Genomic DNA, 18845 nt, shown 5'->3' with positions numbered 1-18845 from the left:
AGGGGTTTCTTGACAACTTTTCGCTCTACACCCTCAAACCTGTCAAAATAACGGGGCTTTCTTGACAACTTTCCGCTCTACAACCTCAACCTAGGCAAGCCGTTTGCCACTGACTCCTCGAGACGTTTTTCGCCTTCGTACCTATCAACAAAAAAGATTCGTTTAAGCTCCATGCCTCGATTTTCCCGCAATTACAAAAAAAGGTAAACATATAAATTCTGATATTATAAGAAAAACCGGGCAAAACCGCCCGGTCCTTTATTGGTTTTGCTGTCATCGGGGCTGTTGATTTCCGCTCCAGACACTCGCTTTGATGAGTATCACCTTCGACTCCCGCAATCACAACTCCCCAATCTTATCTAACTTCACGTGGTGCTTGTCCGAAACATGCTATGGGGAATTTTATTGATGAAAAAAACCATTACAAATTATGTAACGTATTCTTTCCCAATACATCTTTGACTTCATTGGCAGGACGGTAACGGAAAAGTATGGCAAACGCAGAAACAGAAGACTCCACCAGAAGAAGCGTTTTTTGCTTCTGCCCGTGGAGTGGAAGTTTCGGAGTTTCTAGGAGGCGACACTAGACTATTCGAAATGCGGAGAGGCGACTTGTTCAACTCCGATAAGCCACTTGCCCGCCGATAACGCCACGTCCTGTGGCTGGCGGGTCTAGCACATCCTGTGCCTCGGAGGGCCGACCGGTGAAGTCGTTCTTTGACTTTATTTGCAGGACCGAAGCGACTCGAGGGGATAGGCGCTGGAGATAGACAATTCTCGAAGTGAATTTTATACTTTCTTATTCTTTTAAAAAAGAGATTAGCATGCCCTTTGATCTTTTAATGGCTATTCCATCACTTTATCATTCATCCGTTCAACCCATTGATGAAGAAGGTTATTATACCTGGTCAAGTTTTTGTGTATTTTAATGGCTACTTCTTCATTATAGGTGTGGACAGTCAAATTGCGATCATTTACCATTTCCAGTGCTAGAATGGCTTCTTCGTCCTTGAACAAGTGTACCTCCCTGCACCTGCGAATGACTCCCTTCGGAGAGCCTTCATCCACCCCTTCTATGTCATACAAATATTGTTTAGCCGCTTTCCAACTAGCCTCGAAAGAAAATTCAAATCGTTGAATCGCTGCATCACGTTCTACATCATTCGGATTTTTAAGGTTAGCTAGCTTTTCAAAGGCAGCCAACGCTTTTTCTGCTGCGTCTAATCGTTGGCGTAATCTTTCCATAAAATCCCCTCCTCTTTCACTACTTGGACTAGCGCCTGTTTGGCATTATATAAATCCACCACATCTACCTTGTAAGGAATAGTAGATTCTTCGATTTGTTCGATAATTTTATTCCATTTAAAAGGAGAGAGCGGGAGGTCGGATTCTATAGCGATATCGATATCCGAACTATGTTTTTCTTCCTGTCGGGCCCAAGAACCAAATAAGTAAACACGCACATTTTCCATAACGAGTTGTTCATCCAAAATCGATTTAAGCTGTTCTAAAATTCGCTCCCGTAAATCTGCAGGACAACCCATAATATCCCTACCTTTTTTGTCCCATTATAGCATATACACATTTTCTCTTTTATTAATTTCTCTTCTCCACTTGCCCCAATCAGCAATTTAATCATTCCCAGTTTACTGGATTCCGTTACCAAAATGTTAGCTAAAATGATATTGCTGACAGCTATACATATTTTTATTAGGAATAGGTTTCTTCCATTTTGCGGACTAGATGTTAATAAGATTTTGGTGTTTCTTTGTCTGAAAAAGAAGAACCGCCTATTTTGCTATCTAAGAAACGAATAAGCTCCATGAAGTATTTAACCAACCAAAAAGAAAATGTAAGAACTGAAATGCTATAAAAACTATTCCAGCCCTTATTGTATTCAACCAAATCTGTATTTTTCTCAAGCCAGCCCTCAAAAAATGCCATTGGTCCACTAAAAAGAAAAACGCTTAGCATAGAGTATAGTGGCTTCATCTTATAGGTAAATTGGTTATAGATTACACACGATAGAGGAAACAGGATATATAAAAATACAATATTAGAATCAAACAGTTTAGGCATGTAGCGAGTAGGATACTTTATATATTTTTTCTTTATGGCTGGACCATCGAATAGTGTAGAAACTAATGTTTTAATAAAAAAAATTAGGAACCAATCCTTTAATTCCCCTTTTTTTCTGAGTAAAAAAATTATACTGCCGCCTATTCCGAATAGTGTTAATAAGTGCAATATAGTTCTATCTTTCATATGCTAGACACCTCCACTTATAAGGTGTCCATGCTTGAATAAAAATATGATATATACATTTATCCGAGTTAATTAACCAAAACCAAGTATGGCATAGCTTCCCAACTCGAACTTACCGTACTCATTGTTACTATTTCCTCCAAAGAACGGATTCTTTATTTAACAACACGCGCCTACTAAATGTTTGAGCTTCTGCTATGACTGCTTCCATGATTCCAGAATGATTTGCTAATAATCGCAGAATTCCCCCTTGATCAGGTAATCCTGATAATCCTAAATGAACATCAGGAAAATTTCCAATAAGGTGAGAATAAAGCTTATCTAAAAACTTCTTATTCACCTGCTCATGAATAAGAATGAATGTACCTATATGGGTAGATCCTTCCATTTGCATAATTCCGTTCATTTGATGATCCGGTTCTAAAAAAAGATGATCAAATAACACGAGCTGTCCATCTCTATAAATCCTAAGTTTAGATCGAATCCATTCATATTTAAAAAAACTCCCATCTTTTGCCCAGCCAGGAGTAATGATATCACTATAAAAAAAACAGGAATCACGTTCCATTTCAACCTCAGTTTCTTGTATAAATCGAGCGTCTTCATACGCAATCAAAGAATCTGGAATGTACTCCAGGACACTTCCAAATCCCAATTTTATTTTTGTTTGCTGACGTACAGGTTCTGTAGGAGTTTTATAAACCTTCGTTGATGATTGTGTAGTAACTAGGAGATGCGCACTGTCATCTACCTGTATTTGAGTGAAATAAGAATCTCCATTAACATACCCTCCGCCAACATGAATGAGATAGATAGAAGGTGAATGTTCTTCTAGGTAGATTGGACGTGTTATTTTTAAGGCGCCATGATAATAGCACGATGAGATAATCGTTTTATCATTCTTTTTTGAGGCGAAAAGATCTAACACTCCTGTGTAGCTCATGAACCTAATCCCATTAATAATGCATTCTTTTTCATCCAATCAACGACCTTATCTAGACCAGTTCCATCCTTCAAATTCGTGAATATATATGCCTTTTCCCCTCTTGCTGCAATGGTATCTCTTTCCATAATCTCTAGACTTGCCCCCACATATGGCGCTAAATCAATCTTATTTATAATAAATAAATCTGATTTAATCATCCCCTGCCCTCCTTTTCTAGGAATTTTTTCTCCTTGGGCAACATCTATGATATATATGGAAAAGTCGACCAATTCCGGGCTAAACGTAGCAGCTAAATTATCACCACCACTTTCCACAAAAATCAATTCTAAATCTCGATGAAGTTCTATTAGCTCATCAATGGCCGCAAAGTTCATAGAAGCATCTTCACGAATAGCTGTATGAGGGCATCCTCCAGTTTCCACACCAATCACACGGTCCTCAGGCAGTACTCCATTTTTAATTAAAAAATTTGCATCCTCTTTTGTATAAATATCATTTGTAACAACCGCCATACTCAACTCTTTGTTCAATGCTCTTGTTAATTTTTCGACTAGCATTGTTTTGCCGGCCCCAACAGGACCGCCAACTCCAATTCGTATCGGTTCCATCTTCATCTCTCCTCATAAGGCTCAATTAAGACATAAACAATCGTACAGATAGCCTCTCATGACGCATTTGCGCAATTTCCAAACCCGGACTTACCGCACCTAAATCCTCCTTTGTTAGCTTCATAATTCTATTTTTGGCCTCGTGAATCTTTGCCTGCATTTCGACCAATAGCTTTTGACCATCTGTTTGACCTAGCGGCACGCCTCGAACTGCATTTTGAATAAGTGATGACACAGAGGAAAATAGGTATGCTGATAGAACTTTTTCCTTATCCATCTGCAAGTGATGTGCAACAAACGCAAACACAAGTGCCGAATGACCGTAGCCCTGTTTATTTTTTATAAAATGAAGATACTCCCCTAAGGTAGTTGAAGAGTATAATTCCATACACAACTTCGCCATTCGTTCTCCAATCCTGCGATTACCCTCTCTTGTTTCCATCGCAAGACTCGACACATACAATAGACGATCAATCTCGAGGAGCTCATTCATACCTCTGCTTGATTCCAAGATTTCACAGGATAGTCTACAAGCAAGTCCATCTGAGAAGACTAATTGGTTATCAACAAAGGCAGAAATGGCCGTTTTAAGGCTTTCCTTATCGACAATAACTTGTTCTTGGATATATGTTTCTAACCCAAATGAATGCGAAAATGCCCCCGAAGGAAAATTAGAATCACATAATTGTAGCAAAGGAAGTAACTCATTATCCATGACTATGCCCTATAGGACGAAACGCATGCCCCACTTTTCTATTTTCTCGTTTAAAAGGCACCTTTGCCTGTTTAAGCAATTCCTCGACAAGGTAATCATACTGAACCATCATTTCATTCCCTTTAAATTGGGCTGGAAGATGGCGATTTCCTAACTGATGCGCAATATCACCCATCTGTCCAATCGAAGTTGGCATGATTACCAACACATCCTCCTCTTTCACCGAAATAACAATCATATTTTTTTCATCCATATGAAGAATATCACCATCAACCAAATCTTTATGATCCTTTAGACGAATTCCAATTTCTCTCCCATGGTCTGTACTAACCCGCAGGATTCTTTTGACCAATAAATCACTTTCCAAATAAACACGTTCAACATGCGGAGTTCTTTTTTCCATCGTCGAGAGATTCCCTATCACTTTTTCAATTATCATAACATCCACCTCAAAATAAGAAATAACGCTGGGCCATTGGAACAACTTCAGCTGGTTCACATGTAATCAATTCCCCATCCACACGAACTTCGTATGTTTGCGGATCAACTTCGATATTTGGTGTTGCATCATTAAATATCATTGATTTTTTTGATATATTCCGGGTTCCCGAAACACACTTGATTTCTTTTTGAAGTCCTAACTTCGTATGAATGCCGTTTTCATATGCAGCCTTAGAAACGAAAGTTATCGATGTTCGATATTTCAATTTTCCATGACTTGCAAACATTGGGCGATATAAGACAGGCTGAGGAGTAGGAATACTCGCATTTGGATCACCCATGATACTATGAGCAATCATCCCGCCTTTTAGAATAAGATCTGGTTTCACTCCAAAAAATGCTGGGTCCCACAAAACTAAATCAGCAAATTTCCCCACCTCCACAGATCCCACATATTCCGAAATACCATGTACAATTGCTGGGTTAATGGTGTATTTGGCAATATATCTTTTGATCCGAAAGTTATCTCCTACTGAGAGGTCCTCTTGCAGCTTGCCTCGTTGCTTCTTCATTTTATCGGCTGTTTGCCATGTGCGGGAAATCACCTCCCCTACACGTCCCATTGCCTGCGAGTCTGAAGAAATCATACTGAACACACCTAGGTCATGTAAAATATCTTCAGCTGCAATTGTTTCCTTTCTAATTCTTGAATCCGCAAAAGCAACGTCCTCCGGAACACTCGGATCCAAGTGATGACAAACCATAAGCATATCTAGGTGTTCTTCCAGTGTGTTTACTGTAAATGGACGAGTTGGATTTGTAGAGGAAGGAAGAATATTAGAATATCCAGCTGCTTTAATAATATCTGGAGCATGCCCACCTCCAGCCCCTTCCGTATGAAAAGTATGGATAACCCTGCCATCGATAGCAGCTAAGGTATCTTCCACAAACCCTCCTTCATTTAAAGTGTCTGTGTGGATAGCAACTTGAATATCAAACTGATCCGCTACTTTTAAACTAGTATCAATCGTCGCAGCAGTTGTTCCCCAATCTTCATGAAGCTTTAATCCAATAGCTCCTGCTTCTACCTGTTCAATAAGAGGTTTTTCATCTGAAGAATTTCCCTTTCCGAAAAATCCAAGATTCATCGGATATTCTTCTGCAGCAAGAAGCATTCCATGAATATTCCATGGTCCCGGTGTACAAGTTGTTGCATTTGTTCCTGTTGCAGGACCTGTACCCCCACCTAACATTGTCGTAATCCCAGAGGAAAGGGCAGTCTCAATCTGCCCGGGAGATATGAAATGAATATGAGCATCAATCCCACCCGCAGTTACTATTTTTCCCTCTGCAGCAATTACTTCTGTAGAAGCACCAATAACAATATCAACATTGTCCATCAATAGTGGGTTCCCCGCTTTTCCAATAGCAGTAATATAACCATCCTTCACCCCAATATCAGCTTTATAAATGCCTGTATAATCGAGAATAATAGCATTGGTGAAAACTAAGTCGACACTCTCAGCTCTAGTCGCTAAGGGATGCTGCCCCATTCCATCTCGGATAACCTTGCCACCGCCAAACTTCACTTCGTCTCCATAGGTTGTATAATCTTTTTCAATCTCAATAAATAGTTCGGTATCTGCCAAACGGACGGCATCTCCAACTGTTGGACCAAACATATCAGCATACTGCTTTCTCGGCATTTTAAAGCTCATTAATCAACCACCTTTCCTACCGGACCATTTGTTTTGTTATTTAAACCGTAGACCATTTGTTCGCCTGAAAATGGAACAAGTTCTACTTCCTTTTGAACTCCAGGCTCAAAACGTACAGCAGTACCAGCAGGAATATTAATGTGCATTCCAAAGGCTTGTTCCCGGTCAAAGTGTAAACCTGAATTGACTTCAAGGAAATGAAAATGCGACCCTATTTGAATCGGTCGGTCTCCTCTATTGAGAACTTGAATCTTCTTCGCTTGTTTATTTTCGTTGCATACAATCATTTCTTTTTTCAACACATACTCACCAGGAATCATTGCCTACTCCTCCTTTTATTAACGAATTGGGTCATGCACCGTCACAAGCTTTGTCCCATCCGGAAAAGTTGCCTCCACCTGAATATCATGAATCATCTCAGGAACACCCTCCATTACATCTTCCCTTGATAATATTGTGGCACCGAACTGCATTAACTGAGCTACCGTCTTTCCATCCCGCGCACCTTCAAGGACTTCATATGTAATAATAGCAATAGCCTCTGGATAATTAAGCTTCAACCCTCGTTTTTGCCTACGCCGTGCTAAGTCAGCTGCTACAACGATCATTAATTTCTCCATTTCCCGCGAAGTAAGCTTCATTTATTTCACCCCTTCATTCAATATAACCCAATTAGCACATCGTTTAATATTCGATGTAAGATTACCTTACATAAAAATATTTTAAAAAATGAAAAAATAGATACGTTAGGACAAGTAGGGCCGGTTTTCAACACTCCTTTCCCGGATAATTGGACCATCACAAAAAGAAAAAGAAGCCTCCCAAAAGTTCAGTGAACTTTTGAAAAGCCTCTATAAAAACATCCATATTAGCAAACCACTCTCTTACTACAAAACCAAATCCTATCAAGGGTTCTAGGGCATTATGGTGTAGTGTTGCCCAATGATTAACAGATAGATTGGAATACTATAGCAAAAATGAATCGATCAGGTTTTTTAGAGGTACAACCTTTAAGATTAACTCATTTCCAAGTTAGAAGAAGCTTCCCGAAAATTCCAGTCATCTTTTTGTTACACTCTTTTAATACCTTCTAAATTAAAATAAACATTTTTTGCCCTAAAGGGAGCAGGACTTGTATATTGTAATTTAAATTTGTCAAAATCACTTATTCGCTTAGAATGATAATAAGGATGAGTAAACGATAATTTTTCATTTCTAAGCCAATTTGGGACTTCAATAGAATAAATTTGCAAATAATAATCTATCAAGGCTGATACTTTAGTTAAGTATGTTAACTCAGTATCATTACATAATTCTAAATCTATTGGATTGAAAAGACTCTCAATAAACTCCATATCCTTTGTTCTTAGGATTTCTAATAATTGATTTAAACTTGTATCTTCATCAGGATACTCGAATAATGAAAGTAAATACTTATTCCCAATCATATCCTAAATCCTTTCCTAAATATTTTATAAAATTTATTTGTCTCTCGCCGATTAGAGTTAGCGGTATGTAATTATTAAAAATAGTTAAAAGTTCATTTTTAGTAGTAATACCTAAATCTTTACATAGTAAAAAGGCATCAACAAAATCCTTAGCAGGTTCTGGTCTAGCTGCTAATATTTTCATTGCTAACAATTGTTCTGCCCTAGGTTTTAAAATTTTTAAGTTGGAATATACCTTATAGGTTTCTTTATCTTCTCTTAAAATGGCTTTCAGCGGCTCCTTAATCTCTTCATTTATCCAACCCTCTGAAAGATTAAAAATAAACTTGGTTTGGGCTAATATGTTATCCAATAATTTCGTATTAGTGTTACCAAACACACAGTCTATATCTTTAGTTGCTGGTCTATTATCATATACCATCGTCATAATAGAACCACCATAAATTGTTATCTCTAGTTGCAATAAATTTTCTTTTAGCCGTTCATTTAGATAATCAAATATCTCTAACAACTTATCCTTATCCATTAATCCAATATTATTAGAATTAGAATTAGTCACCTTATTCCACCTCTATCAGGTTTTTGCATTCTATCTTCATTATATCATTAAAAATATCAACAAAATAACCATTCTCATTAGAATATTAATAGGTGAACACTCACTAATAATGCGCCGATTTCTTCTTACGCTCCCATATCATAACCCAATTTTCTTCTTTTTCAAAATCTAAATAAAAGCGATACAATACTTTCTTCATGGTAAGTTGTCCTCTTCCTTCGCAATCGCCAAGCCATTTTTATAAAGCTCACAAAGTCTACTGACTTCATATTCAACAAGAAACCAAAAAGAAGCTTCCCACAAGTTTGCTCAACTTATGAGAAGCCTCCGTTAAAATCCTCAATATTAGCAAAATGTTAGCAAATCACTCTAAGCACCCTACAAAACCCACTCATATCAAGGGTTGGAGGCACTTATTACATCATGCCGCCCATTCCACCCATGCCGCTCATGTCAGGCATGCCGCCGCCGTTTTCTTCTGGAATGTCAGCAACTACTGCTTCAGTAGTCAGGAACATTGCAGATACGGATGCTGCGTTTTGTAGAGCAGAGCGTGTAACTTTAGTTGGGTCAACGATACCAGCTTCGATCATGTTTACCCACTCGCCAGTTGCAGCGTTGAAGCCTGTGCCGACTTCTTCGCGCTTCAAGCGCTCAACGATGACTGAGCCTTCAAGGCCTGCGTTGTGAGCAATTTGGCGAACTGGTTCTTCAATTGCACGAAGAACAATGTTCACACCAGTAGCTTCGTCGCCTTCTGCCTGGATTTCGGATACTTTTTTGTATACGTTTAGAAGCGCAACGCCTCCGCCTGCAACGATCCCTTCTTCCACTGCAGCGCGAGTTGAGTTAAGGGCATCTTCAATGCGAAGCTTACGTTCTTTCAATTCAGTTTCAGTAGCAGCACCAACCTTGATGACTGCAACGCCGCCAGCTAGCTTTGCTAGGCGCTCTTGCAGCTTTTCACGGTCAAATTCAGAAGTTGTTTCTTCCATTTGCACACGGATCTGGTTGATACGGCTTTTGATTTGTGCGCTGTCTCCAGCACCCTCCACGATCGTGGTGTTTTCTTTTGTAACAACAACTTTAGAAGCGCGTCCTAAAGAGGTTATCGTAGCAGACTTAAGGTCCCGGCCTAATTCTTCCGTGATCAATTCGCCGCCAGTTAATGCAGCGATATCTTCTAGCATTGCTTTGCGGCGGTCGCCGAAGCCAGGAGCTTTTACTGCAACTGCGTTGAATGTTCCGCGAAGCTTGTTGACTACCAATGTTGCAAGTGCTTCTCCTTCAACATCTTCCGCAATAAGCAATAATGGCTTACCTTGTTGGACAACCTGCTCAAGAACAGGAAGAATTTCCTGGATGCTGCCAATTTTCTTGTCAGTAATCAGGATATATGGGTTTTCAAGAACTGCTTCCATTTTGTCAGAATCAGTTACCATATAAGGTGATGCATATCCGCGGTCGAACTGCATACCTTCCACAACATCCAATTCTGTTGTGAAGCCTTTAGATTCCTCGATTGTGATTACGCCATCGTTGCCAACACGCTCCATTGCTTCAGCGATCAATTGGCCCACTTCTACGTCATCAGCAGAGATTGCGGCAACTTGAGCGATAGAAGCCTTCCCTTCGATTGGCTTAGAAATAGCCTTTAACTCTTCAACTGCTTTAATAACAGCTTTTTCCATCCCTTTACGGATACCCATTGGGTTCGCTCCGGCAGTTACGTTCTTAAGACCTTCGCGGATCATCGCCTGAGCAAGAACGGTTGCAGTAGTTGTACCGTCACCAGCAACATCATTTGTCTTGCTTGCTACTTCAGCTACCAGCTTAGCACCCATGTTTTCGAATGCATCTTCAAGTTCGATTTCTTTTGCGATTGTAACACCATCGTTCGTGATTAATGGTGAACCAAATTTCTTCTCAAGTACCACGTTACGTCCTTTTGGTCCAAGAGTTACTTTTACTGCATTTGCAAGAGAATCTACGCCGCGAAGCATCGCGCGGCGAGCTTCTTCACTGAATTTAATTTCTTTTGCCATGGTAGAAAAACCTCCTTAGGATTTTTATTTGTTATATGAATCTCTACACTTTTGTTTGTGTCTAGCTTTAGCGCCTAGTCCCTCGAGACGTTGGCGCTTCCGCTATTCTATTCTACTACTGCTAAAATGTCGTTTTCACGTAGGATCAGGTATTCAGTTCCCTGATACTTCACTTCTGTGCCTGCGTATTTTGAGAAGATGATGCGGTTTCCGACTTCAACTTCAAGAGCAACGCGCTCTCCGTTTTCAAGTACACGGCCAGTACCAACAGCTACGACTTTTCCTTCTTGAGGTTTTTCTTTCGCTGTGTCGGGTAAAACGATACCGCTTGCAGTTTTTTCTTCAGACTCAACAAGCTCGATAATAATACGATCTCCTAATGGCTTGATCAAGTGAAACAACCTCCTCAAATTATATGTAGATTCTTGTTTATTAGCACTCACCTTTATAGAGTGCTAACACAATTTATATAATAATGAATCTCGATTTTTTTTGCAAGCAGGAAGGATAATTTTTTTATAAAATTTTCTAAACAGCTTCTAAACCGTCTTTCGTATTCTAATGTGGGATCGCTTATATGACCGCCTGTTCCCTGGAATTTTGCTAAAAATAGTTAGAAGACAACCTGATATTTGAACTTTCCCAACACTTACTAGTAAAATGGATAGATAGCATTTCTAAAATAGCTGCACATCTTCAAATAAACCGATCCTACTAGAAGGAGTTTTCATTTTGAAAAAGGAATACTGGTTCGTCATTATTGCCTATATCGTCATGCAGATTTCCAGCTTGGTCGGTGTACCGTTTGTTGTCTTTATCGGAACTGCCATGGGAAAAAGCCTGAAGGAAATGCAAACCCTCGCGATTCCATACTGGCTAGTGATCAGCTTTTCACTGACACTCTTGATCATCCTTCTAATTTTAAGGAAGGAAAGAACGAAGGACACTGATTTTCGCGACGCTTCTTCACCGGCAAGCTCGGCTGCCTGGGCATTCGGCGGGGTATTTCTTGCCTTGTTTGCCCAGTCGATTGCAGGTACTTTAGAAAGCATGCTGGGAATTGAAATGGGCTCAGAAAATACACAGCAAATCATCAAACTGATTACTCAATTCCCGGTTGTCATCCTTGTCAGCTCGATTATTGGTCCAATTCTAGAGGAAATCGTCTTCCGGAAGATTATTTTTGGAAGACTGCACCAGAAAATGAACTTTTTCTTTGCCGCCTTGATCAGTTCCGTCATTTTTGCGTTGGCCCATATGGAGCCTGAACATGTGATCCTATACTCAGCCATGGGCTTCACCTTTGCCTTTCTATATGTGAAAACAAAACGGATCATTGTGCCGATCATTGCCCATGTTACAATGAATACAATGGTTGTTATGCTTCAATCGGTATTTCGAGAAGACATTGAGAGAATGATAAAAGAAGCAGAAAAAATTCAAAGCTTTATTGGGGGATTTTAAGTCATGACGCAATCGCCTATTTTTTCAGGCGTTGTCTATATCTTGTTAGGCAGCTTATTTACCTATTTCGCGATCCAGAATGTCAACGAAACAGGCTGGGGGTTTTTCAGCTATTTGCTCGTATCCCTTGCAACATTCGACTTTGGGTCCGGCATCAGAATGGTCCTGTTCCATTTCAAACTGAAGAATAACCAGAATAAAAAATAGCTCCTTCATCTGAAGGAGCTATTTTTATTCTTCCACTTCCGTTATTTCCGCGTCGGTTGGATAATGCTTCAAGAAATAAATCAACGATTGCAGTTCTACTGCGAGATCAATATGATGGATTCTGATGGAAGTCGGTACATTCAGCCTTGCCGGTGTAAAGTTAAGAATTCCCTTTACATTTGCCTGCACCAGTCTGTCCGTAATCGACTGTGCCACGGTGGAGGGCACCGTCAGAATTGCAACCTGAATGCCTTCCTCTATAAGAACCTTGTCAAGATCATCCATGTGATAGACTGGTACATCGCCAATCTGTGTTCCCACCTTATTCGGATCAACGTCAAAGGCAATTTTAATTTTCGTATTATTGTTTTTGGAAAAATTATAGTTCAAAAAAGCGGTGCCCAAATTTCCGACACCGATTAGACCGACCTTTGTGAGTTCATCCTGGTCCAGCGTCTTTCGAAAAAAAGTCAGCAGGTAGTTTACATTATAACCGTAACCCTTTTTGCCCAAAGCCCCAAAATAGGAAAAGTCCCTTCTGATCGTCGCCGAATCTACTTTGACAGCCTCACTCAGTTCCGCAGACGAAACCCTTTGCTTGCCTGAAGAATGCAAGTTCAATAAAAATCGGTAATAGAGAGGCAAACGTTTTGCCGTTGCTTGCGGAATCTTCATTCCATCGTTGGTCATTCTCAAATCCTCCACCCTGTTTGTATTTCTATTTTATCTTCTCATCTCGCTTAAAATCACCATTTTTCCCGCCGGTTTTTTCCAAAAGATATGTCTTGCCAATCACCATGCCTTTGTCTACGGCCTTGCACATATCATAAACAGTCAGCGCGCATGCAGATGCTGCTGTTAACGCTTCCATTTCTACACCTGTGTTTCCTTTCGTTTTAACTGCTGCAGCAATTGTGAGAGTATAGTCACTCCCACTTTGCTCCCAAGCAAATGAAATGTCTATGCCTGTTAAGGGAATCGGATGGCACATAGGAATAATCTCGGAAGTCTTCTTGGCTGCCATGATGCCAGCAACCTGAGCGACCGCTAGTACGTCGCCTTTTTTTATTTTATTTTCGGTAATTCTGCCATATATATCTTCATTAACGGTAATGCTTGAATGGGCAACTGCCGTACGGACGGTCTCTGGTTTTTCACTGACATCGACCATCTTCGCTCTTCCCTCATCATTAAAATGCGTAAATTCTGCCATGCTCAAGCTCCTTTCAACCAAATAATACACTATTTTCACAAACTTGTGTGTGAACTTTGTTTCTATCCTTACATGTTAAGGCTGAATGTCTCCCCTCACAAGCAAATATTGCCGAGCCCTTTAGTTTGGGTTACACTATCCATAAGGCATTAGAGGTGAAAAAAATGATTTTATTACAAGTTAATCAGCTCTCAAAATATTTTGCGGCTGATCTTATTTTAGCGAATATTAAGTTTGAAATACAGACTAATGATCGAGTTGCCCTGGTCGGCAGGAATGGTGCTGGAAAATCAACCCTGCTGAAAATCATTGCTGGCTATGAATCACATGACGGTGGAGACATCATCCTCCCGAAAGGCACATCGATCGGCTATCTTGCCCAGAATACCGGACTGGAATCCGAGAAAAGCATCTGGGAAGAGATGCTCGCTGTTTTTGACGAATTGCGCAGCATGGAAAAAGAGCTGCGGCGGCTTGAGGAGACCATGTCTGATCCTGGAATCCTTTCCAATGAAGCAGAGTATGCTAGAATTTTGAAAGATTATGACCTTTGTCAAGTTCAGTTCAAGGAGCAAGGCGGTTATCAATACGAAGCAGATATTCGTTCGGTCCTTCACGGCCTGAACTTTCAGTCTTTTGATTATTCCACAAAAATCTCCACTTTAAGCGGTGGACAGAAAACAAGGCTTGCACTCGCTAAGCTGTTATTAACGCGTCCTGACATCTTGATCCTTGATGAGCCGACAAACCATCTTGACATAGATACACTTTCTTGGCTTGAACAGTATCTTCAAGGCTATGATGGGGCCATTTTGATTGTTTCTCATGATCGTTATTTTCTCGATAAGGTAGTGAACCAGGTATACGAAATCTCCCGCCATCAGCTGATTAAATTCCCAGGAAATTACAGCTCATATTTGCATCAGAAAGCCGTGAATTACGATCGCGACCTGAAGCTTTATGAAAAACAGCAGGATGAAATCTCCAAGCTTCAGGACTTTATCCAGCGGAACCTTGCCAGGGCCTCGACAACAAAACGCGCCCAAAGTCGCCGGAAACAGTTAGAGAAGATAGACCGAGTGGACAGGCCGTTAGCTGACGAAAAATCCGCTTCCTTCAGCTTCCAGATCGAGCGCCAGAGCGGAAATGATGTCTTGAGAGTGGACGCCCTTTCAGTTGGCTATCACAACCAGCCCGTGTCAAAGGATATTACCTTCCATCTTTCTCGCGGCGATAGTACGGCACTGGTCGGACCTAATGGTGTTGGAAAGTCGACATTGCTGAAAACCATTGTTGAAAAACTGCCATCGATTGCTGGCAGCATCCAATATGGCTCCCATGTCTCGATCGGCTATTACGACCAGGAACAGGCAGAGTTGAGTTCGAATAAACGGGTTTTAAACGAGCTATGGGACGAGCACCCGCTGAAATCCGAAAAGGAAATCCGCACCGTATTGGGCAACTTCCTGTTTTCAGGCGATGATGTGTTAAAAATCGTTTCTACCCTGAGCGGCGGTGAAAAAGCACGGTTGGCACTTGCCAAGCTGATGCTGCAAAATTCCAATTTTCTCATTCTAGATGAACCAACAAACCATCTCGATCTGGACAGCAAGGAAGTTCTAGAGAATGCTTTGATTGATTATCCGGGCACCATCCTGTTTGTTTCCCATGACCGTTATTTTATAAACAGGATCGCCACAAAGGTTCTGGAGCTGAACCGCAGTGGGGCAACAGAATATTTAGGTGATTATAATTACTACGTCGAAAAGAAATTAGAACAGGAAGAACTGCAGGCACTTGCCAGACAGGCTGCAATAGCGGCTGGCAAGGTTACCGAATCAGTCAAACAGGACAAAACCTCCTACGAACAGGATAAAGAGGCAAAGAAGCTGGAACGTCAGCGCAAGCGGCGTATGGAAGAAGTCGAAGCGCTGATTGACAAGCTCGAGACAGAGGCCGCCGAATACGAAGAATTGCTTTGTGACCCAAACATCTTCCAAGATCACGAAAAAGCAGCAGAAATCCACTCCAAAATCGAAAGCCTGAAAGAAAAAATCGACGAGCTGATGGAAGAATGGACAGAATTGGCATAGAAATGAGAAAAACCGGATATGAATATATCCGGTTTCATATTTTGCTCAAAATGTAATAGTAAAAACCGGGACTTTTTGTTCACACAGTTATTCACATAGGAAAGACTAATTTAAAGGTTATCCATAGAGTTTTCCACATTATCCACAAAAACAAGCTTACTTATCTACTTATCCACAAATATTTGGTGCTAAAAGATTTTTTACCCGCGATTTTGGTTGTGGATTGTGATCTCTAGACCAGGGTCTCCATTCAGTGTTAACCCCGCTCTTTGCCCTTTCTCGTACATGACACTTCCTGCAGCCGCGATCATTGCTGCATTATCGGTGCATAAGGACAGCGGAGGAATGACGAGCTCCACATCCGAATCGGCAAAAACTGCAGATAATTTTGCTCTCAGTCCTTTATTGGCCGCAACCCCTCCAGCCAGCAACACTTGTTTTACACCGTATTCCTTAACTGCCTTTTGCGTCTTCGTGACTAAAACATCAATAACACTCTCCTGGAAGCTGGCTGCAAGCTCTTCCGGAACAATTTCTCCTCCTCGTTGCTGTGCATTATGGACAACATTGATCACAGCGGATTTCAGACCGCTGAAACTGAAATCATAGGACCCTTCCTCTAGCCAGGCTCTTGGCAGCTTAATGGTTGCCTTTCCTTCATGGGCAAGCCTATCAATATGAGGACCGCCTGGATAAGGAAGATTCAGGGTACGAGCAACCTTATCATAGGCCTCTCCTGCTGCATCGTCACGCGTCTCCCCTATCACCTCGAAATAACCATGCTCCTTCATATAAACAAGCTCTGTATGCCCTCCAGACACGACAAGCGCAAGCAGCGGGAACTTCATCTCGGCAACAAGCCGGTTTGCATATATATGGCCAGCAATATGATGAACTCCTATCAGCGGAATGTTGTTAGCAAAGGCTAAAGCCTTGGCTGCATTTACACCGATTAAAAGCGCACCAACGAGACCTGGTCCTGCTGTTACAGCAATCGCATCGAGCTCTTTCATATCTACTTTTGCCTGGCTGAGTGCTTCCTCTAACACAAGCGTGATTTGCTCGACATGGTGCCGCGAAGCGATCTCCGGGACCACACCACCAAATCGTTTATGACTCTCAATCTGGGAGGCCACAATATTCGCAAGGATTTCCCTTCCGTTTTTTATAATGGCTACTGCAGTCTCATCACAGCTCGTCTCTATTCCCATGATTAATTGGTCTTTTGTCATGATAAATTCACCCACATTACTATAGCGTCTTCCATATTGTCTGTATAATATTTCTTCCTAATGGCACCTTTTTGGAATCCAAACTTTCGGTAAAGATTTTGAGCCCTTTCATTGCTTACCCTCACTTCAAGCGTCATCCTACATGCTCCCATATCACTGGCAAGCTCTATTACCCTCGCCATCAATGCCTCACCAAGCTTCATGCCCCTGTAATCCGGAAGCACGGCAATATTTGTGATATGTGCTTCATCCACAATGATCCATACACCACAGTAACCCACAACCAGCTGATCCACTTCGACAACCAAATACTGAGCAAATTGATTTTTCGTCAACTCATTAAAAAATGCTTCCCTGCTCCATGGTAAAGTAAAGGAATTGGCCTCCACGATCATCACATCATCCAGATCATCAATTGTCATTTTCCGAAACGTTATTGTATTATTCATCTACTCTTCCCACTTATTTATTATTCTGTTGCGCTTTCAGCCAGTTTGTCTCTGCTTCTGCCAACCGGATATAGTTAGGGACAAAGGTGTGAAGGTCCACAGCCTCTTTATCCCTGCCTAACAATCCAAGTTCGGCCGGCCTGGGATTCAGCTCGGTGATCTCCGCAAAAATAGCTTTACTCCCTAGCTCCTGCTTCAAGACTTCCTCATGGAGTGCCAAATCATTGCTCATAAATAAAATATTGCTGTCCAAATTGTTCAATGTTTTTCCCCAATCTGCTGACATCACTAGCCGATCGTCTTTCAAAACTTCCAGCCTTTTATTTTCAAACTTATATAAACCGGTGTAAATCTGGCCTCTCCTCGCATCAAAAAATGGCGCTAAAAACCCATTAAAATACCGCCCTGCTGAAGCTGCTGCCACCTGAAGGCTCGAAACACCTGATAGGGGAATCTTTAATGTCCAGGCCATTGTTTTGGCAATCGTCACACCAATACGGACTCCAGTATATGAACCTGGCCCTTCCGCTACAACAATCTTCGATAACTCATCCGGTTTGACATTGCACTCCTCCATCAGTGTCTGAATCGCCGGCATCACGCGAACAGAATGATTTTTTTTTATATTGGAGATATACTCACCCAAAACCATATTTCCATCCAACAAACCAATACCCAAAACATTATTAGACGTATCAATCGATAATACCTTCATCTAAAAAATCTCCTTACACAATTTTTCATAGTGCTCGCCCTTTGGCTCAGCGACAATTCTCCTTGCGCCATTGTCCTCCAAGTACAATTGAAGTAGCAACCGTTCATTCGGCAGCTGAGCTTCAATAAGATGCGCCCACTCCACCACCGTTACTCCGTTGCCTTCAAAATATTCTTCAAATCCGAGATCTTCAAACGCATCTTCCACGCGGTACACATCCATATGATAGAGAGGTAGCCGCCCCTGATATTCCTTGATAATCGTAAAAGTAGGACTGTTCACATTCCTGGTGATTCCCAAACCCTCTGCCAGTCCCTTTGTAAAAGTCGTCTTTCCTGCTCCCAAATCACCTTCTAGCGCAATCACGTCACCTGCCCGCAAAAGTCCAGCCAGCCTCCGGGCGAATTTTCTCGTGTCTTCCGGAAGCTTTGAAATGAATTGATAAGTCGCCATATCTATCACCTAACTAACAAATTTTATAAGACAAAAAAACCTTAGGATGCCTCCTAAGGATGACGATTCTATATGTAGTTTACACGATTTATCATGGACGAGCAAAGAAACCATGCATTTTCCACTTTTCAAGGTCGGTAGAACCTATTCTAAAAGCAAAAAAAACGAAACCCTGTTCCGCTTTGTGATTCTAACAATCTAAAAAATGGCGGTCCCGACCGGGATCGAACCGGCGATCTCCTGCGTGACAGGCAGGCATGTTAACCGCTACACC

Annotated in this window: 23 protein-coding genes and 1 tRNA gene; 3 read left to right on the top strand and 21 right to left on the bottom strand. The window is 41.2% G+C overall.

Annotated features, from left to right (window positions below):
* Positions 1–846: 846 nt before the first annotated feature.
* The 14 genes from UB32_RS05055 to groES all read right to left on the bottom strand — a co-directional run bounded on the left by UB32_RS05055 (position 847) and on the right by groES (position 11137).
* Positions 847–1245 carry an HI0074 family nucleotidyltransferase substrate-binding subunit gene (locus UB32_RS05055; RefSeq protein WP_044391763.1) on the bottom strand — a complete coding sequence of 133 codons (399 nt, stop codon included), beginning with the start codon at positions 1243–1245 and terminating at the stop codon, positions 847–849.
* Positions 1221–1544, bottom strand: a complete 324-nt coding sequence (locus tag UB32_RS05050) for a nucleotidyltransferase family protein (protein ID WP_044391762.1) — start codon at positions 1542–1544, stop codon at positions 1221–1223. Before UB32_RS05050 ends, UB32_RS05055 begins: the two co-directional genes overlap by 25 nt.
* A gap of 202 nt (positions 1545–1746) precedes the next feature.
* Positions 1747–2265, bottom strand: coding sequence for a CBO0543 family protein (locus tag UB32_RS05045; RefSeq protein ID WP_044391761.1), 519 nt, complete (start codon positions 2263–2265; stop codon positions 1747–1749).
* A 130-nt stretch (positions 2266–2395) separates the two neighbouring features.
* Complete coding sequence (locus tag UB32_RS05040; RefSeq protein WP_241768423.1) at positions 2396–3247, bottom strand: urease accessory protein UreD; 852 nt, start codon at positions 3245–3247, stop codon at positions 2396–2398.
* Positions 3205–3819, bottom strand: coding sequence for an urease accessory protein UreG (gene ureG / locus UB32_RS05035; RefSeq protein WP_044391759.1), 615 nt, complete (start codon positions 3817–3819; stop codon positions 3205–3207). Before ureG ends, UB32_RS05040 begins: the two co-directional genes overlap by 43 nt.
* Positions 3820–3844: 25 nt before the next feature.
* A complete protein-coding gene (locus UB32_RS05030; protein ID WP_044391758.1) occupies positions 3845–4534 on the bottom strand; it encodes an urease accessory protein UreF in 690 nt (229 codons plus the stop codon).
* A complete protein-coding gene (ureE, locus tag UB32_RS05025; protein ID WP_044391757.1) occupies positions 4527–4973 on the bottom strand; it encodes an urease accessory protein UreE in 447 nt (148 codons plus the stop codon). The genes UB32_RS05030 and ureE overlap by 8 nt, the downstream gene beginning before the upstream one ends.
* Positions 4974–4983: 10 nt before the next feature.
* A complete protein-coding gene (gene ureC / locus UB32_RS05020) occupies positions 4984–6693 on the bottom strand; it encodes an urease subunit alpha (RefSeq protein WP_044391756.1) in 1710 nt (569 codons plus the stop codon).
* Positions 6693–7013, bottom strand: coding sequence for an urease subunit beta (locus tag UB32_RS05015; RefSeq protein ID WP_044391755.1), 321 nt, complete (start codon positions 7011–7013; stop codon positions 6693–6695). The genes ureC and UB32_RS05015 overlap by 1 nt, the downstream gene beginning before the upstream one ends.
* A gap of 18 nt (positions 7014–7031) precedes the next feature.
* A complete protein-coding gene (locus UB32_RS05010; RefSeq protein ID WP_044391754.1) occupies positions 7032–7334 on the bottom strand; it encodes an urease subunit gamma in 303 nt (100 codons plus the stop codon).
* Between the two features lie 429 nt (positions 7335–7763).
* Positions 7764–8141, bottom strand: a complete 378-nt coding sequence (locus tag UB32_RS05005; RefSeq protein ID WP_044391751.1) for a hypothetical protein — start codon at positions 8139–8141, stop codon at positions 7764–7766.
* Positions 8128–8700, bottom strand: a complete 573-nt coding sequence (locus tag UB32_RS05000; RefSeq protein WP_052806957.1) for a hypothetical protein — start codon at positions 8698–8700, stop codon at positions 8128–8130. The genes UB32_RS05005 and UB32_RS05000 overlap by 14 nt, the downstream gene beginning before the upstream one ends.
* A 416-nt stretch (positions 8701–9116) precedes the next feature.
* Positions 9117–10745 (bottom strand): chaperonin GroEL, encoded by a 1629-nt coding sequence (gene groL, locus UB32_RS04995; protein WP_044391749.1) that lies wholly within the window; start codon positions 10743–10745, stop codon positions 9117–9119.
* A gap of 107 nt (positions 10746–10852) precedes the next feature.
* Complete coding sequence (groES, locus tag UB32_RS04990; RefSeq protein WP_041967795.1) at positions 10853–11137, bottom strand: co-chaperone GroES; 285 nt, start codon at positions 11135–11137, stop codon at positions 10853–10855.
* Between the two features lie 340 nt (positions 11138–11477).
* On the opposite strand from groES, the gene UB32_RS04985 reads away from it, so the two are divergent.
* A complete protein-coding gene (locus tag UB32_RS04985) occupies positions 11478–12209 on the top strand; it encodes a CPBP family intramembrane glutamic endopeptidase (RefSeq protein WP_044391744.1) in 732 nt (243 codons plus the stop codon).
* Positions 12210–12212: 3 nt separating this feature from the next.
* A complete protein-coding gene (locus tag UB32_RS04980) occupies positions 12213–12416 on the top strand; it encodes a YdiK family protein (RefSeq protein WP_044391741.1) in 204 nt (67 codons plus the stop codon).
* Between the two features lie 24 nt (positions 12417–12440).
* On the opposite strand, the gene UB32_RS04975 is transcribed toward UB32_RS04980, so the two are convergent.
* Both UB32_RS04975 and moaC read right to left on the bottom strand, forming a co-directional pair.
* A complete protein-coding gene (locus UB32_RS04975; RefSeq protein WP_044391739.1) occupies positions 12441–13106 on the bottom strand; it encodes a redox-sensing transcriptional repressor Rex in 666 nt (221 codons plus the stop codon).
* Positions 13107–13134: 28 nt separating this feature from the next.
* The gene (gene moaC, locus UB32_RS04970; protein WP_044391738.1) at positions 13135–13629 is read right to left on the bottom strand and encodes a cyclic pyranopterin monophosphate synthase MoaC; all 495 of its coding nucleotides are present in this window, start codon (positions 13627–13629) and stop codon (positions 13135–13137) included.
* 164 nt (positions 13630–13793) lie between these two features.
* Between moaC and UB32_RS04965 the strand changes: the two genes are divergently transcribed.
* Positions 13794–15722, top strand: coding sequence for an ABC-F family ATP-binding cassette domain-containing protein (locus UB32_RS04965; protein ID WP_044391737.1), 1929 nt, complete (start codon positions 13794–13796; stop codon positions 15720–15722).
* A gap of 200 nt (positions 15723–15922) precedes the next feature.
* Here the strand turns inward: UB32_RS04965 and tsaD are convergent, their stop codons facing one another.
* The 5 genes from tsaD to UB32_RS04940 form a co-directional block, all read right to left on the bottom strand.
* Entirely contained in the window at positions 15923–16954 is a 1032-nt protein-coding gene (tsaD, locus tag UB32_RS04960) for a tRNA (adenosine(37)-N6)-threonylcarbamoyltransferase complex transferase subunit TsaD (RefSeq protein ID WP_044391736.1), read from the bottom strand.
* On the bottom strand, positions 16951–17403 hold the full coding sequence (rimI, locus tag UB32_RS04955; protein ID WP_044391735.1) for a ribosomal protein S18-alanine N-acetyltransferase: 453 nt from the start codon (positions 17401–17403) through the stop codon (positions 16951–16953). Before rimI ends, tsaD begins: the two co-directional genes overlap by 4 nt.
* 13 nt (positions 17404–17416) lie before the next feature.
* On the bottom strand, positions 17417–18118 hold the full coding sequence (gene tsaB, locus UB32_RS04950; RefSeq protein ID WP_044391730.1) for a tRNA (adenosine(37)-N6)-threonylcarbamoyltransferase complex dimerization subunit type 1 TsaB: 702 nt from the start codon (positions 18116–18118) through the stop codon (positions 17417–17419).
* Entirely contained in the window at positions 18119–18571 is a 453-nt protein-coding gene (tsaE, locus tag UB32_RS04945; protein WP_044391728.1) for a tRNA (adenosine(37)-N6)-threonylcarbamoyltransferase complex ATPase subunit type 1 TsaE, read from the bottom strand. It lies immediately after the preceding gene.
* 206 nt (positions 18572–18777) lie between these two features.
* Positions 18778–18845 (bottom strand) — tRNA-Asp (locus tag UB32_RS04940).

It is taken from the genome of Mesobacillus subterraneus, from assembly GCF_000934845.1.
Lineage (GTDB): Bacteria > Bacillota > Bacilli > Bacillales > Cytobacillaceae > Mesobacillus > Mesobacillus stamsii.
This window is presented reverse-complemented; position numbering and strand designations above follow the sequence as displayed.

Coding starts and splice junctions, on each gene's coding strand:
- tsaE (WP_044391728.1), bottom strand. CDS start 18,571: ATGGCGACTTATCAATTCATTTCAAAGCTTCCGGAAGACACGAGAAAA.
- ureC (WP_044391756.1), bottom strand. CDS start 6,693: ATGAGCTTTAAAATGCCGAGAAAGCAGTATGCTGATATGTTTGGTCCA.
- UB32_RS04975 (WP_044391739.1), bottom strand. CDS start 13,106: ATGACCAACGATGGAATGAAGATTCCGCAAGCAACGGCAAAACGTTTG.
- ureG (WP_044391759.1), bottom strand. CDS start 3,819: ATGGAACCGATACGAATTGGAGTTGGCGGTCCTGTTGGGGCCGGCAAA.
- UB32_RS05030 (WP_044391758.1), bottom strand. CDS start 4,534: ATGGATAATGAGTTACTTCCTTTGCTACAATTATGTGATTCTAATTTT.
- rimI (WP_044391735.1), bottom strand. CDS start 17,403: ATGAATAATACAATAACGTTTCGGAAAATGACAATTGATGATCTGGAT.
- UB32_RS05010 (WP_044391754.1), bottom strand. CDS start 7,334: ATGAAGCTTACTTCGCGGGAAATGGAGAAATTAATGATCGTTGTAGCA.
- moaC (WP_044391738.1), bottom strand. CDS start 13,629: ATGGCAGAATTTACGCATTTTAATGATGAGGGAAGAGCGAAGATGGTC.
- UB32_RS04980 (WP_044391741.1), top strand. CDS start 12,213: ATGACGCAATCGCCTATTTTTTCAGGCGTTGTCTATATCTTGTTAGGC.
- UB32_RS04965 (WP_044391737.1), top strand. CDS start 13,794: ATGATTTTATTACAAGTTAATCAGCTCTCAAAATATTTTGCGGCTGAT.
- UB32_RS05050 (WP_044391762.1), bottom strand. CDS start 1,544: ATGGGTTGTCCTGCAGATTTACGGGAGCGAATTTTAGAACAGCTTAAA.
- ureE (WP_044391757.1), bottom strand. CDS start 4,973: ATGATAATTGAAAAAGTGATAGGGAATCTCTCGACGATGGAAAAAAGA.
- UB32_RS05045 (WP_044391761.1), bottom strand. CDS start 2,265: ATGAAAGATAGAACTATATTGCACTTATTAACACTATTCGGAATAGGC.
- groL (WP_044391749.1), bottom strand. CDS start 10,745: ATGGCAAAAGAAATTAAATTCAGTGAAGAAGCTCGCCGCGCGATGCTT.
- UB32_RS05015 (WP_044391755.1), bottom strand. CDS start 7,013: ATGATTCCTGGTGAGTATGTGTTGAAAAAAGAAATGATTGTATGCAAC.
- tsaD (WP_044391736.1), bottom strand. CDS start 16,954: ATGACAAAAGACCAATTAATCATGGGAATAGAGACGAGCTGTGATGAG.
- UB32_RS05055 (WP_044391763.1), bottom strand. CDS start 1,245: ATGGAAAGATTACGCCAACGATTAGACGCAGCAGAAAAAGCGTTGGCT.
- tsaB (WP_044391730.1), bottom strand. CDS start 18,118: ATGAAGGTATTATCGATTGATACGTCTAATAATGTTTTGGGTATTGGT.
- UB32_RS05005 (WP_044391751.1), bottom strand. CDS start 8,141: ATGATTGGGAATAAGTATTTACTTTCATTATTCGAGTATCCTGATGAA.